This window comes from Pseudomonas sp. AAC (assembly GCF_000725445.1).
In the GTDB taxonomy this organism is placed as follows: domain Bacteria; phylum Pseudomonadota; class Gammaproteobacteria; order Pseudomonadales; family Pseudomonadaceae; genus Pseudomonas; species Pseudomonas citronellolis.
In genome coordinates this window covers 486391-499759 of record NZ_KL647094.1, presented here as the reverse complement: position 1 = coordinate 499759, position 13369 = coordinate 486391, and the positions used below count along the sequence as shown (strand labels likewise).

13 protein-coding genes are annotated in these 13369 nt (G+C 70.6%); 10 read left to right on the top strand and 3 right to left on the bottom strand.

Going from position 1 to position 13369, the window contains the following annotated elements; translation table 11 throughout:
- The first annotated feature begins 108 nt into the window (after positions 1 to 108).
- The 10 genes from FG99_RS01945 (at position 109) to FG99_RS01900 (ending at position 11230) form a co-directional block, all read left to right on the top strand.
- Entirely contained in the window at positions 109 to 2256 is a 2148-nt protein-coding gene (locus FG99_RS01945; RefSeq protein WP_043266936.1) for an acetate--CoA ligase family protein, read from the top strand.
- On the top strand, positions 2240 to 3106 hold the full coding sequence (locus FG99_RS01940; RefSeq protein ID WP_043266934.1) for a MaoC/PaaZ C-terminal domain-containing protein: 867 nt from the start codon (positions 2240 to 2242) through the stop codon (positions 3104 to 3106). The genes FG99_RS01945 and FG99_RS01940 overlap by 17 nt, the downstream gene beginning before the upstream one ends.
- A 51-nt stretch (positions 3107 to 3157) precedes the next feature.
- Positions 3158 to 4501, top strand: a complete 1344-nt coding sequence (locus FG99_RS01935) for an MFS transporter (protein ID WP_043266933.1) — start codon at positions 3158 to 3160, stop codon at positions 4499 to 4501.
- A 37-nt stretch (positions 4502 to 4538) separates the two neighbouring features.
- Entirely contained in the window at positions 4539 to 4982 is a 444-nt protein-coding gene (locus tag FG99_RS01930) for a PaaI family thioesterase (protein ID WP_051878357.1), read from the top strand.
- The gene (locus tag FG99_RS01925) at positions 4979 to 6037 is read left to right on the top strand and encodes an acyl-CoA dehydrogenase family protein (RefSeq protein WP_043266929.1); all 1059 of its coding nucleotides are present in this window, start codon (positions 4979 to 4981) and stop codon (positions 6035 to 6037) included. The genes FG99_RS01930 and FG99_RS01925 overlap by 4 nt, the downstream gene beginning before the upstream one ends.
- Positions 6037 to 6801, top strand: a complete 765-nt coding sequence (locus FG99_RS01920) for an enoyl-CoA hydratase/isomerase family protein (protein WP_043266927.1) — start codon at positions 6037 to 6039, stop codon at positions 6799 to 6801. Before FG99_RS01925 ends, FG99_RS01920 begins: the two co-directional genes overlap by 1 nt.
- Positions 6802 to 6816: 15 nt before the next feature.
- Positions 6817 to 7962, top strand: coding sequence for an acyl-CoA dehydrogenase family protein (locus FG99_RS01915; protein ID WP_043266924.1), 1146 nt, complete (start codon positions 6817 to 6819; stop codon positions 7960 to 7962).
- A 35-nt stretch (positions 7963 to 7997) separates the two neighbouring features.
- The gene (locus tag FG99_RS01910; RefSeq protein ID WP_043266922.1) at positions 7998 to 8915 is read left to right on the top strand and encodes an SDR family NAD(P)-dependent oxidoreductase; all 918 of its coding nucleotides are present in this window, start codon (positions 7998 to 8000) and stop codon (positions 8913 to 8915) included.
- Positions 8916 to 8928: 13 nt separating this feature from the next.
- The gene (locus FG99_RS01905) at positions 8929 to 9912 is read left to right on the top strand and encodes an NADH:ubiquinone reductase (protein WP_043266921.1); all 984 of its coding nucleotides are present in this window, start codon (positions 8929 to 8931) and stop codon (positions 9910 to 9912) included.
- A 67-nt stretch (positions 9913 to 9979) separates the two neighbouring features.
- Positions 9980 to 11230, top strand: coding sequence for an OprD family porin (locus FG99_RS01900; protein WP_043266919.1), 1251 nt, complete (start codon positions 9980 to 9982; stop codon positions 11228 to 11230).
- Between the two features lie 47 nt (positions 11231 to 11277).
- Here the strand turns inward: FG99_RS01900 and FG99_RS01895 are convergent, their stop codons facing one another.
- The 3 genes from FG99_RS01895 to FG99_RS01885 form a co-directional block, all read right to left on the bottom strand.
- On the bottom strand, positions 11278 to 11541 hold the full coding sequence (locus tag FG99_RS01895) for a DUF4404 family protein (protein ID WP_009619150.1): 264 nt from the start codon (positions 11539 to 11541) through the stop codon (positions 11278 to 11280).
- A gap of 77 nt (positions 11542 to 11618) precedes the next feature.
- Complete coding sequence (locus FG99_RS01890; RefSeq protein WP_043266916.1) at positions 11619 to 12200, bottom strand: phosphonate degradation HD-domain oxygenase; 582 nt, start codon at positions 12198 to 12200, stop codon at positions 11619 to 11621.
- Positions 12197 to 12946 (bottom strand): HAD superfamily inactivated hydrolase PcrP, encoded by a 750-nt coding sequence (locus tag FG99_RS01885; RefSeq protein ID WP_043266914.1) that lies wholly within the window; start codon positions 12944 to 12946, stop codon positions 12197 to 12199. The genes FG99_RS01890 and FG99_RS01885 overlap by 4 nt, the downstream gene beginning before the upstream one ends.
- Positions 12947 to 13369: the final 423 nt, after the last annotated feature.

Genomic DNA, 13369 nt, shown 5'->3' with positions numbered 1-13369 from the left:
CGGGTTCGGCGCCCCAGCGGTGGCCGCTTCGGCGGCCCGCCGTGGACGCGCTCGCCCTCGCGCCGGGACGCACGCTCCGGCAACCGTCAACAGTTCAGGTGGAAAGCCATGTCAGTGAGTCACTCGCAACACCCTGGCAACGCCTCGCGCTTCGCCAGCCTCACGCCCCTGCTGCAACCGCGTTCCGTGGCCGTGGTCGGCGCCTCCAGCGACCCGCACCGCATCGGCGGCCGGCCCATCGCCTACATGCTGCGCAACGGCTTCGGCGGCCGCATCCTGCCGGTGAACCCCAACCGCAGCGAAATCCAGGGCCTGCCGGCCTTCGCCAGCGTCGAGGCGCTGCCCGAGGCGCCCGACGTGGCCATAGTCGCGCTGCCAGCGCCGCAGGTGCTGGAGACCATCCAGGCCCTGGGCCGCAAGGGCGCGCGCAGCGCCATCGTGTTCTCCTCCGGCTTCAGCGAGGTGGGCGGCGAGGGCGTGCTGATGCAGGAAGCCATGGTCGAGGCCGCCCGCGCGGCGAACATGCGCCTGCTGGGCCCCAACGCCCTGGGCGTGTTCAACGCCAACCTGGGCTACTACGCCTTCTTCTCCACCAGCCTGGAGCGCGGCATCCCGCTGGCCGGGCGCGTCGGCATCGCCACCCAGTCCGGCGCCTACGGCGCGCACCTGCTGGGCCTGGCGCGGCAGCGCGGGCTGGGCACGCCGATCTGCGTGGCCACCGGCAACGAGGCCGACGTCACCCTGGGCGACGCCATCGGCTGGCTGGTGGAGTCGCCGGAAGTCGACGTGGTGATGGCCTACGCCGAATCCATCCGCAACGTCGACAGCTTCCTCGCCGCCCTGGCGGCCGCCCACCGCGCCGGCAAGCCGGTGATCCTGCACAAGGTCGGGCGCAGCGAGCTGGGCGGCCGCGCGGCCATGTCCCACACCGCTTCCCTGGCCGGCGACGACAAGGTGCTGGACGCGGTGCTGGCCGACTACGCGGTGGTCCGCGCGCGCAATACCGAGGAACTGATCGACATCGCCTACCTCGCCACCCAGCGCATCTACCCGGTGGCCAACAGCCTGGGGATGATCACCGTCAGCGGCGGCGCCGGGATCATCGTCAGCGACGCCGCCGAGGACGTCGGCCTGCCGATGCCGCCCATGCCCGAGGCGGCCCAGGCGCGGCTGAAGCAGCGGCTGTCGTTCGCCTCGCCGATCAACCCGGTGGACTGCACCGCCCAGGCCCTGAACGACCTGAGCCTGGTCCACGACTTCACCGAATCCATGGTGGTGGACGGCGGCTACAAGTCGCTGATCGCCTTCTTCACCCAGGCCGGCACCGTCGCCTCCATCGGCCCGAAGCTGGCCGAGCAGTTCGGCCGGATCAAGGCCGACCACCCGGACCGGCTGTTCGTGGTCTCGGTGATGGGCGAGGGCGAGGAACTGGAACCCTACCGCAAGGCCGGCTTCGCCCTGTTCGAGGACCCGACCCGCGCGGTGCACGCCATCCAGGCCATGGGCCGGCTCGGCGAGGCCTTCGCCAAACCGTTGCGCCAGGTGCCGGCGCCCGGCGGAGTGGAGTTGCCGCCGCGCACGCCGGGGGAGGCCGAGGCCAAACAGTTGCTGGCCCGCGCCGGTATCGAGTCGGCGCCGGAGCGGGTGCTGGTGAGCGCCGCGGAGGCCGCTGCTTTCGCCGAGCAGATCGGCTTCCCGGTGGTGCTGAAGATCGCCTCGGCGGACATCCTGCACAAGTCGGAGATCGGCGGCGTGCTGCTGGGCGTGGACAGCGCGGCGGCGGTGCGCGAAGGCTTCGACCTGCTGCTGCAGCGCGCCGCCGAACATGCCCCGCAGGCGCGCATCGACGGCGTGCTGGTGGCGCGCCAGCTGCAGGGCGGCGTGGAGTGCTTCATGGGCATCCAGCGCGACCCGCTGTTCGGCCCGGTGGCGGTGTTTGGCCTGGGCGGCATCTTCGTCGAAGTGCTGAAGGACGTGGTGTTCCGCCGCTGCCCGTTCGGTGCGGAGGAGGCCGAGGCGATGATCCGCAGCATCAAGGGCGCGCCGCTGCTGCTCGGCGCACGCGGCCGCCCGGTGACCGACGTGAAGGCGTTGGCGCAGGTGCTCTCGCGGCTCTCGCAGTTCGCCGCGCAGGCCGGCCCGCGGCTGCGCTCGGTGGACCTCAACCCGGTGTTCGCCATGCCCGAGGGGCAGGGCGCCTGGGCCGCCGACGCGGTGCTGGAAGTGCAGGAGGTGGCCCATGGCGCTGAATCCTGAGCACCTGCTGAACTACCGCATCCCCGAGGTGCGCCAGCGCTACAGCCGCGAGGACAGCGCCTTCTACGCGCTGTCGGTGGGCCTGGGCGCCGACCCTATGGACGAGCACCAACTGGCCTTCGTCGATGCCAACCGCGATATCCAGGCGCTGCCGTGCATGGCCGTGGTGCTGGGCCACCCGGGCTTCTGGCTGGGCAACCCGGACACCGGCGTCGACGCCCTGCGCCTGGTGCACGGCGAGCAGAGCGTGGAGTGGCTCAAGCCGCTGCCGCCCGAAGGCGAGGTGATCGGCCGTACCCGCGTCACCGGCCTGGTGGACAAGGGCGCCGGCAAGGGCGCGCTGCTGTACAGCGAGAAGGTGCTCAGCGACGCCGCCAGTGGCGAGGTGCTGGCCATCGCCCGCGGCACCACCTTCCTGCGCGGCGACGGCGGCTTCGGCGGCGACAGCCAGTCGCTGGGCCAGCCGCACCGCCTGCCCGAGCGCGCGCCGGACCTGGCCATCGACCTGCCGACGCGCCCGGAGCAGGCCCTGTACTACCGCCTCAACGGCGACGACAACCCGCTCCACGCCAGCCCGGCGGCCGCGGCCCGCGGCGGCTTCCCCCGGCCGATCCTGCATGGCCTGTGCACCCTGGGCGTGGCCTTCCATGCGCTGCTGCGCGGCTTCGCCGACTACCGCGCGGAGCGCTTCGGGCAGTTGCAGGTGCGTTTCTCCGCGCCGGTATTCCCCGGCGAGACCCTGCGCACGGAAATCTGGAGCGACGGCTCCTTCCGCACCCGCGTGGTCGAGCGCGATCGGGTGGTGCTGGACAACGGCCACGTGCGCCTGACGCCGGAGGCGAACAGCTGAGCCGGGCGGCATGGCGACAACCCCCTCAACCAACCTGCGAGAACAAGAACAATGAGCGCATCCATGAGTCCTCCCCAGGACGCCGGGTTCCCCCGGCGGACCCTGGTCATCGCCTTCTTCTTCTGCTTCCTCGGGCTGCTCGCCGACGGCGTCGACCTGATGTTCCTCGCCTACAGCCTGAACAGCCTCAAGGCCGAGTTCGGCCTGAGCAACTTCGAGGCCGGCTCGCTGGGCAGCATCACCCTGGCCGGCATGGCCATCGGCGGCATCTACGGCGGCTGGTGCTGCGACCGCTTCGGCCGGGTGCGGGTGGTGACCTGGACCATCGTGATCTTCTCGCTCGGCACCGCGCTGCTGGGGCTCACGCACAACTACTGGCAGTTCGCGCTGATCCGCTTCCTGTCCTCGCTGGGCCTGGGTTCGCTGTTCGTCGCCTGCAACATCCTGATGTCCGAGTTCGTTACCACCAAGTACCGCACCACCATCCTGGCGACCATGCAGGCCGGCTGGACCGTGGGCTACCTGGTGGCGACCATCCTCGCCGGGCAGATCATTCCGGAGTTCGGCTGGCGCACGCTGTTCTTCACCGCCCTGGCGCCGGCGCTGATCTGCCTGGCGCTGCGCCCCTGGGTGCCGGAGTCGCCGTCGTGGCTGGCGGCCCGCGCCCAGCGCCGCCAGCAGCCGGCCGGCGTGCGTGCCGCACCCGCCGCCCGTGGCGGCGTGCAGGGCCTGCTGGCCGATGCGGGCACGCGGCGCATGTTCCTGCTGTGGACGCTGACCTCGTGCTTCCTGCTGTTCGGCTACTACGGCACCAACAACTGGATGCCCTCGTACCTGGAAAGCGAGCTGGGCATGAACTTCAAGTCCATGACCGGCTACATGGTCGGCACCTACACCGCGATGATCCTCGGCAAGGTGGCCGCCGGGGTCGCCTCGGACCGCTTCGGCCGCCGCGCCACCTTCGCCGCCGGCGCCATCGGCAGCGCCATCTTCATGCCGCTGATCGTGTTCTGGCACACGCCGGAGAACATCGTCTGGATTCTCACCCTGTTCGGCTTCATCTACGGCGTGCCGGTGGGCGTGCTGGCCACCTACATGACCGAGAGCTTCTCCACCCGGGTGCGCGGCGCCGCGGTGGGCACCGCCTACAACCTCGGCCGCGTCGGCGCGGCGGTGGCGCCGGCGGCCATCGGCCTCTTGGCCTCGCACATCTCCATCGGCGCCGGCTTCCTGGTGATGGGCATCACCTACGTGATCACCGGCCTGATCCCGGCGCTGTTCATCCCCGACCGCCTGTACGACCCGAACCGCGCATCGAGCGACGCCGATGCCGGCGCCGAGCCGGTCGCCCCGGCGCGCGCCGATGCCACCGAGCCGCGGCCGCTGAAGGCCTGAGCCCATGACGGAGCCCCTTGCGATGAACGATTCACCCATGGCGGCCAGCCTGGCCGAGCCCGCGACGGTGTTCCCCGCCGGCCGCTTCACCTTCCAGGAGTTCATCGGCCTGGAACGCTGGGCCGAGGGCGAGCTGGCGCGCATCCGCCTGAAGCACCGCGCGGAGCTGATGAACTACCTCGGCCACTTCCACGGCGGGGTGCTGATGACCGTGCTCGACGCCGCCATGGCCGGGGCCATCCGCATCTGCTCGCCGGGCTGCTCGATGGTCACCATCGACATGGCCACGCACTTCATGGGCACCGCCCGCGGCGAGCTCAACGCCGTCGGCCGGGTGCTGCGGCGCACGCGCAACCTGTGCTTCTGCGCAGCCGAGATCCACAACGAGGACGGCGAACTGGTCGCCAGCGCCTCGGGCAGCTTCAAGTACCGGGCCGCCGAGGCCGGGAGCCGTTCCACCGACACGAGTACGACGACATGACCGACACCGCCGAACTGGCCCGCGAGCGCGAGGAGCGCTTGCGCATGATCCGTGACAGCGCCGCTTCCCTGGTCCCGCCCGACGGCGACCTGGGCCGGGTGCGCCGCCTGCGCTTCAGCGAGCCGGGCGTCGACCGCGCAGCCTGGGCCGAAGTCTGCGCCATGGGCTGGCCGGGCCTGCGCCTGGGAGAAGAGTTGGGTGGCAGCGGCCTGGGCATGGCCGAATACGCCGCGCTGCTGGAGGAACTGGGGCGCGGCCTGCTGCCGGAACCGCTGATCGAAGCGAGCCTGGTGGCGCCGCTGCTGCCGGACGCGGAGCGCGAAGCGCTGCTGGCCGGAGAAAAGCTGGTGTTGCCGGCGGGCATCGCCTACGACGAAGGCGCCATGCTGCCGCAACTGCGCGACGGCAAGCTGCATGGCGAGGTCGGCCATGTCGCCCTGGGCGCCGCCGCCGACGCCTGGCTGGTGGCCTGCGACGGCGGCCTGGCGCTGGTGGAGCGCGGCGCCGAAGGATTGCGCCTGAGCCAGGAACCGACCCAGGACGGCGGCCATCTGGCGCGCCTGCGTTTCGACGCCACTCCGGCCCGCGCTCTGGCGGCACCGCCCGCCGCGCTGGACGAAGCCGCGCTGGCTTGCGCCGCCTACCTGGTGGGGCTGATGGATGCCGCCTTCGAGCGCACCCGCGACTACCTCGGCGTGCGCAGCCAGTTCGGCCGCGCCATCGGCAGCTTCCAGGCCCTGCAGCACCGCATGGTCGACCTGAAGATCCAGATCGAACTGGCGCGCGCCGTGGTCGCCCAGGCCGCCGACGCCATCGACGCCCGGGCGCCGCTGGCCGAGGTCCGGCGCCTGGTATCCACCGCCAAGGTGCGCGCCGCCGAGGCCGCGCTGCTGGTCACCCGCCAGGCGATCCAGCTGCACGGCGGCATCGGCTTCACCGACGAGGCCGACATCGGCCTGTTCCTGCGCCGCGCCATGGTGCTGCTCAACGCCCAGGGTTCGCTGGCCTTTCACAAGGCGCGCTATATCGCGCTGCTGCAACGGGAGGTGGCCTGATGAGCGGGATGCTGCTGCAAGAAACCCACGGCAGCGTGCGCCTGCTGCGCTTCAACAACCCGGCGCGGCGCAACGCGCTGGCCCCGGCGCTGCGCCAGGAACTGCTGCAGGCCCTGCGCGAGGCCGACGCCGACGCGCAGGTGCGCAGCGTGGTGATCACCGGCAGCGCGGAGGTGTTCTGCGCCGGCGGCGACCTCAGCGACATGAACGTCGCCGGGCTCGGCGCCGGCCGCGCGCGCATGCACGACAACGCCGCCCTGGTGCGGCAGATGGTGGGCATGGGCAAGCCGCTGATCGCCGCCATCGAAGGCTGGGCGGTGGGCGCCGGGCTGTCCGTGGCGCTGGCCTGCGACAGCCTGGTGTGCGGCGGCACGGCGCGCTTCGCCGCCGGCTTCGGCAAGGTCGGCCTGCTCGCCGACCTCGGCCTGCTGCATACCCTGCCGGCGCGGGTGGGGCATGGCCGGGCCCGGCAGATCCTGATGTTCGGCCAGGTGCTGGAAGCCGAGGAGGCGCTGCGCATCGGCCTGGTGGACCAGCTTTGCGCACCCGGCGCGGCGCTGGACGCGGCCATGGCCCGCGCCGCCCTGGTCGAGCAACAGGCGCCGCTGCCGCTGGCCATGACCAAGGCCCTGCTCGCCGATGGCCTGGACCTACTGCTGGAGCGCGAGGGCGAGCTGCAGAGCCAGTTGTTCCTCAGCGCCGACCATGCCGAAGGCAAGGCGGCCTTCCTGGCCAAGCGCACCCCCGCATTCACCGGACAATGAGCCGAGGGCACTGAAATGACCGACTACAACGCCATGGGCGATGGCGAGTTCCGCCTGATGGTGCGCGAGTGGATCGCTGCCAACTACCCGCAACGCATCCGCAACCCGGCCCACCGCCTGGGCCGCGACGACACCTGGGAGTGGTACCAGGCGCTGTCGCGCCAGGGCTGGCTGTGCCCCGGCTGGCCGGTGCGCTACGGCGGCATGGGCCTCTCCGCCGGCAAGCAGCTGATCATGATCGAGGAAATGGAAGGCTACGGCTGCGCGCGCCTGCCCGACAGCGGCATCACCATGCTCGGCCCGCTGCTGATCCGCTACGGCAGCGACGCCCAGCGCGAGCGCTTCCTGCCGCGCATCCTCAGCGGCGAGGACATCTGGTGCCAGGGCTACAGCGAGCCCAACGCCGGCTCCGACCTGGCCAGCCTGCGCACCGAGGCGGTACTGGAAGGTGGCCAGTGGGTGATCAACGGGCAGAAGACCTGGACCACCATGGGCAGCGAGGCCAACTGGATCTTCGTGCTGGCGCGCACCGAGCGCGGCGGCAAGCCGCAGCAGGGCATCAGCTTCCTGCTGGTGCCGATGGACAGCCCCGGCGTCGAGGTGCGGCCGATCCTCAACCTGGAGCTGCAGGGCGAGTTCTGCGAGGTGTTCTTCAACGACGTGCGGGTACCGGCCGAGCACCTGGTGGGCGAGGTCAACCAGGGCTGGAGCATGGCCAAGGCGCTGCTGGGCTTCGAGCGCATCTTCCTCGGCTCGCCCAAGCAGGCCACCTTCGCCTTCGAGCGCCTGGCGCGTCTGGCCCGGCGCCAGGGCCTGTGGGACGACCCGGCGTTCGCCCAGCGCTTCGCCGCGCTGAGCATGGACCTGGACTGCCACAAGGCGCTGTACGGGCACTTCGCCGAGCGCCTGCGGCGCGGCGAGAACCTGGGCCCGGAGGTGTCGATGCTGAAAATCCACCAGTCCGAGCTGTACCAGCGCATCAGCGAACTGGGCCTGGAGATCGCCGGCCCCGATTCGGCGCTGCTGCAACCCCTGGCCGACGACCCCGAGCTGCACCCGGCGGGCATTTTCATCCAGTCGCGGCCCACCACCATCTACGGCGGCACCAACGAAATCCAGCGCAACATTCTGGCCAAGAGCCTGCTCGGCCTGCCGGGTTGAAGGCCGCAGCCGAATCCATACGAGAGGAAAGAGCGATGACCGAACGACTGAACGAAGGCAAGGTAGCGATCGTCACCGGCGCCGGTGGCGGCATCGGCCGCGAGATCGCCCTGGCCCTGGCCGACAGCGGGGCGAAGGTGCTGATCAACGACATCGGCGTGTCGCTGGGTGGCGAGGGCGGCTCGGCCTCGCCGGCCGAGGAAACCCTCGGGCTGATCCGCCAGCGCGGCGGCGAGGGGGCGATCAACACCGACAGCGTGTCGGACTGGGACAGCGCCCGGCGCATCGTCGCCAGCGCCCTGGACGCCTTCGGCCAGCTGGACATAGTAGTCAACAACGCCGGCATCCTGCGCGACGCCATCTTCCACAAGATGAGCGCCGAGGACTGGCTGTCGGTGATCAACGTGCACCTCAACGGCAGCTTCTTCGTCAGCCGCGCCGCCGCCGAGCGCTTCCGCGAACAGGGCAGCGGCGCCTTCGTGCACATGACCAGCACCTCGGGGCTGATCGGCAACTTCGGCCAGGCCAACTACTCGGCGGCCAAGCTGGGCATAGTCGCGCTGTCCAAGTCCATCGCCCTCGACATGCAGCGCTACAACGTGCGTTCCAACTGCATCGCGCCCTTCGCCTGGAGCCGCATGACCGACTCCATCCCGGCCGATACCCCGGAACAGAAGGCGCGGGTGGAGAAGCTGCAGCGCATGACCCCCGACAAGAACGCGCCGCTGGCCGTGTACCTGGCCTCCGACGCCGCCCGCGAGGTCAACGGCCAGGTGTTCGCCGCGCGCAACCACGAGCTGTTCCTGATGAGCCAGAGCCGCCCGCTGCGCAGCGTGCACAGCGAGCACGGCTGGACGCCGCAGAGCATCGCCGAGCACGGCATGCCGGCGCTGCGCGGCAGCTTCATGGACCTGGCGCGCAGCCCGGACGTGTTCTCCTGGGACCCGATCTGACCACGGAGGCGTCATGGGTATCTTCAACACCCGTTTCACCGAGACCTTCGGCGTCGAGCACCCGATCATGCAGGGCGGCATGCAGTGGGTGGGGCGCGCCGAGCTGGCCGCGGCGGTGGCCAACGCCGGCGGCCTGGCGACGCTGTCGGCGCTGACGCAGCCGAGCCCGGAAGCGCTGGCCGGGGAGATCGCGCGCTGCCGCGAGCTGACCGACAAGCCCTTCGGCGTCAACCTGACGCTGCTGCCGACGCAGAAGCCGGTGCCCTATGCCGAGTACCGCGCGGCGATCATCGAGGCCGGCATCGGCGTGGTCGAGACCGCCGGCAACAACCCCGGCGAGCACATCGCCGAGCTGCGCCGGCATGGCGTCAAGGTGATCCACAAGTGCACCTCGCTGCGCCATGCGCTCAAGGCCGAGCAACTGGGCGTGGATGCGGTGTCCATCGACGGCTTCGAGTGCGCCGGCCACCCCGGCGAGGACGATATCCCCGGGCTGGTGCTGATCCCGGTCGCGGCCAACCGCCTGGGGGTGCCGATCATCGCCTCCGGCGGTTTCGCCGACGGCCGCGGGCTGGTGGCGGCGCTGGCCCTGGGGGCGGACGCGATCAACATGGGCACGCGCTTCCTCAGCACCCGCGAATGCCCGATCCACCCGCAGGTGAAGGCGGCCATCCGCGCCGCCGACGAGCGTTCCACCGACCTCATCATGCGCAGCCTGCGCAACACCGCGCGGGTGGCGCGCAACGCAGTGAGCCAGGAAGTGCGGGCGATCGAGGCGCGCGGCGGCGCCACCTACGCCGATATCGCCGCGCTGGTCAGCGGCCAGCGCGGGCGCGGCGTCTACGAGCAGGGCGACACCGACCTGGGCATCTGGTCGGCCGGCATGGTCCAGGGCCTGATCTTTGATGAGCCGGATTGTGCCGAGCTGCTGCGCGATATCGTCGAGCAGGCCCGCGCCCTGGTGCGCCAGCGCCTGGAGGGCATGCTCGCCGACTGACCGCCATCCCCCACGCGGCGCCGCAGGAGGGCGCCGCCTCACCTCACCGAACGAAGAGACAACAACAATGAAAAATCTTCCCGCACGGGCGCTGGCCTCGGTCGCCGCCTGCCTGCCGTTCTGCGCCCAGGCCGACTTCATCGGCGACAGCAAGACCAGCCTGGAACTGCGCAACTTCTACTTCAACCGCGACTACCGCCAGGCCGGCGCCAGCCAGTCCTACTCGGAGGAGTGGGCCCAGGGCTTCCTGCTGCGCTACGAGTCCGGCTACACCGAGGGCAGCATCGGCGTGGGCCTGGACGCCCTGGGCCTGCTCGGGCTCAAGCTCGACTCCAGCCCGGACCGCTCCGGCTCCGGCCTGCTGCCGTATTCGGCCAGCGACCGCCGCGCCGCCGACGATTATTCCGACCTGGGCCTGACCGCCAAGCTGCGCGCCGCCAACAGCACGCTGAAGATCGGCACCCTGACGCCCAAGCTGCCGGTGGTGCAGTACAACGACACCCGCCTGCACCCGCAGGCCTTCCAGGGCGGCCTGGCAGAAATCAACGAGATCGACGGCCTGGCCGTGCAACTCGGCCAGTTGCGCCAGGTGAAGCAGCGCGACTCCACCAACGCCGAGGACCTGAGCATCACCCGCGGCAACAAGCGCAACATCCTGCCCGGGCGGCACAGCGCCAGCGACCGCTTCAACCTGGCCGGCGGCACTTACCGCTGGAACGAGAACCTGAGCACCAGCTACCACTACGGCAACCTGGAGGACTTCTACCGCCAGCACTACCTGGGCCTGGTGCACCTGTTACCGATCGCCAGGGACCAGTCGCTGAAGTCCGACATCCGCTGGGCGCGCTCCACCGACGAGGGCGGCAGCAACGTCGACAACCGCGCGCTCAACGCCCTGTTCACCTACCGGCTGGGCGGCCATGGCTTCGGCCTGGGCTACCAGCGCATGTCCGGCGACACCGGCTACGCCTACCTGGCCGGCACCGACCCGTATCTGACCAACTTCGTGCAGATCGGCGACTTCGCCAACAAGGACGAGCGTTCCTGGCAACTGCGCTACGACTTCGATTTCGCCGCCGTCGGCCTGCCCGGGCTGACCTTCATGACGCGCTACCTGCGCGGCGACAACATCGATTTGCTCGATGGCCAGGGCAACGGCAAGGAATGGGAACGCGACACCGACATCGGCTACGTGGTGCAGAGCGGGGCGCTGAAGAACCTGGGCCTGAAGGTGCGCAACGGCAGTTTCCGCAGCGACTTCGGCAACGACGTGGACGAAACCCGCGTCATCATTAGTTACACATTGCCGCTCTGGTAAAGACGATGCGGCCCGCGCCAAGAGGGGCGGGCCGCCGGGGGAAGGGTTCAGATGCCCATGTTGGCCAGGCTCTGCATGATCGAGCGCAGGGTGCCGGCGAGGGTCGGGTGGCTGACCTCGAAGCGCTCCACCGCCAGGTTGACGCCATCCAGCAGGCTGTCGTCGGCGAGGGCTTCCTCGTTGGCCAGTTGCAGTTCGATGTCTTCTATCAGCGTCTCCAGCTCCCCGCGCTGCTCTTCGCTCAGCGGCGGCTGCTGTTCCAGCTGGTCGCGCAGTCGCTGCAGTTCTTCACGCAGTTGACGTGTCGGCATGGTGGTTTCCTTCTGCGGTGGCTACCCAGGATGGACCGCCGCGCGGCGGCGAAAAATCCATCTCCATGCCACACAGCTTAACTCGCCGAACGCAACCGTGTCTGATGCCCGTCAATGCGTAGCAGGCGTTCCAGCAGCGGGAAGAAGTGCGCAAGCTCCGGGGTGCGCATGGCCGGGTCCTTGCCCAGGTCGTCCAGGCGCCGCAGGGTGATGGCGTCCTGGGCGTAGGGGGCGCTGAGGAAGGCGCTGGCGCCGCGCTCGTCGAAGGGCCCGCCCTGTAGCGCCAGGCTGTGCCGCGAGGCCGGCGACAGGCCGGCGTGATAGGCCGCGTCCACCGCGCACAGGTAGCGCTTGGCGGCCACGTGCAGACGGACCGGCTGCCACACCGATTCGGGCAGCAGCTCGCGCAGCAGGTTGGCGCCGACTTCCTCGTGGCGCAGGTCGCGGGCCTCGATCTCGTCGGGGTTCTCGTAGAGGTGGCCGATGTCGTGCAGCAGCGCGGCGATCACCAGGGCGTCGGAGCAGCCGGCGCGCTCGGCCAGGGTGGCGCACTGCAGGGCATGCTCGGCCTGGCTCACCGATTCGCCGTAGGGCTCGGCGCCGTGGCTGGCGAAGCGTTCGGCCAGCTCGTCGAGGAAGGCGTGGCGGGCGCGGTTCATGGCTTTTCTCCTTTGGCGCGGCGGCTGGCGATGTCCAGCAGGCAGGAATCCAGCTCGCCCAGGTGGTCGATGACCGAGTGCACGCCCAGGCGGTACAGGCCGAAGGTCGCCTGGGCGCGGCGCAGGTCGCGCTGGGGGCTGTCCAGCGCCTCCCAGTCGCGCATCGACAGGCCGCACAGCGGGCCGCTGGCGGCCAGGCCGATGGTCCACAGCCCGGCATTGAGGCCGGCCTGGAGCAGCCGCGGCTGGCTGCTCACCAGCACGCAGCCGTCCAGCTGCGGGGTGCCCAGCTCCATCAGCGCGCGCCAGCAGGCGTCCGGCGCCGGCCAGGGCCGCCCGGCGTGGGCGATGCCGCTGTCCAGGGCGCCGTCGAGGGCGGCGGCCAGGCGTTCGCTGGCCGGCTCCGGCAGTTCCTCCAGCCAGGCGCAGGGCACGCCCTGGCGGTTCAGCTGGTGCAGGGCGGGCAGGGCCTCGGCGATGGGCTCGGCATGGGCGTCGGCGGCTTCGGCCAGGCGTTTGCGGAAGCGCGCGACCTCCTCGGCGCTGGGCAGGCGGCCGAGCACATGGCCCAGGGCCTGCTGCGGAGCCAGGGTGGCGGCCTCGGCGAGGCGTTCCTGCGGGCAGTCCGGGCAGCTCTGCTGCAGGGCGCGGGGCAGGGTGCGGGCGCCGAAATCCACCAGGTCGCCGGCGAGTCCGAAGAGCAGGGAGGTGAAGCGGGGCAGGTCGGCGGCAGTCGAGGCGGGCATGGCAGGGTGTCTGGACAATGGTCTAGGCCAGACTAGACGCGCATTGTGACGATCCGGTGAAGTCGGCCTGCGCGCGGGCCCGCTGCCTTTATAATGGCGCGCCTTTCGCTGGAGAGCCCGCCAGGGCGGCCTGGCCGCGAAGCTGCCGGGCGAGCCGGGGCTGTTCCTCGAACGCCCGTGCCTCCCTGTAACCGTAGGAGACTCTGCCCGCGATTCGGGCTTCCAGTAGCGTAGGGCGAATAACCGTTCGCGGTTATCCGCCGCCTCACCTTTCTCATCGACCCTGCCTCGGTCGGTCCGGGGGAATGCGTGACCCGCGCCAGGCTCGACACCGAGCGGGCCGGTAACCAAGGTCAAACGGCGGATAACGCCATAGGCGTTATGCGCCCTACGGATTTCCGGAAAACTTTGGGTGCTGGGCTC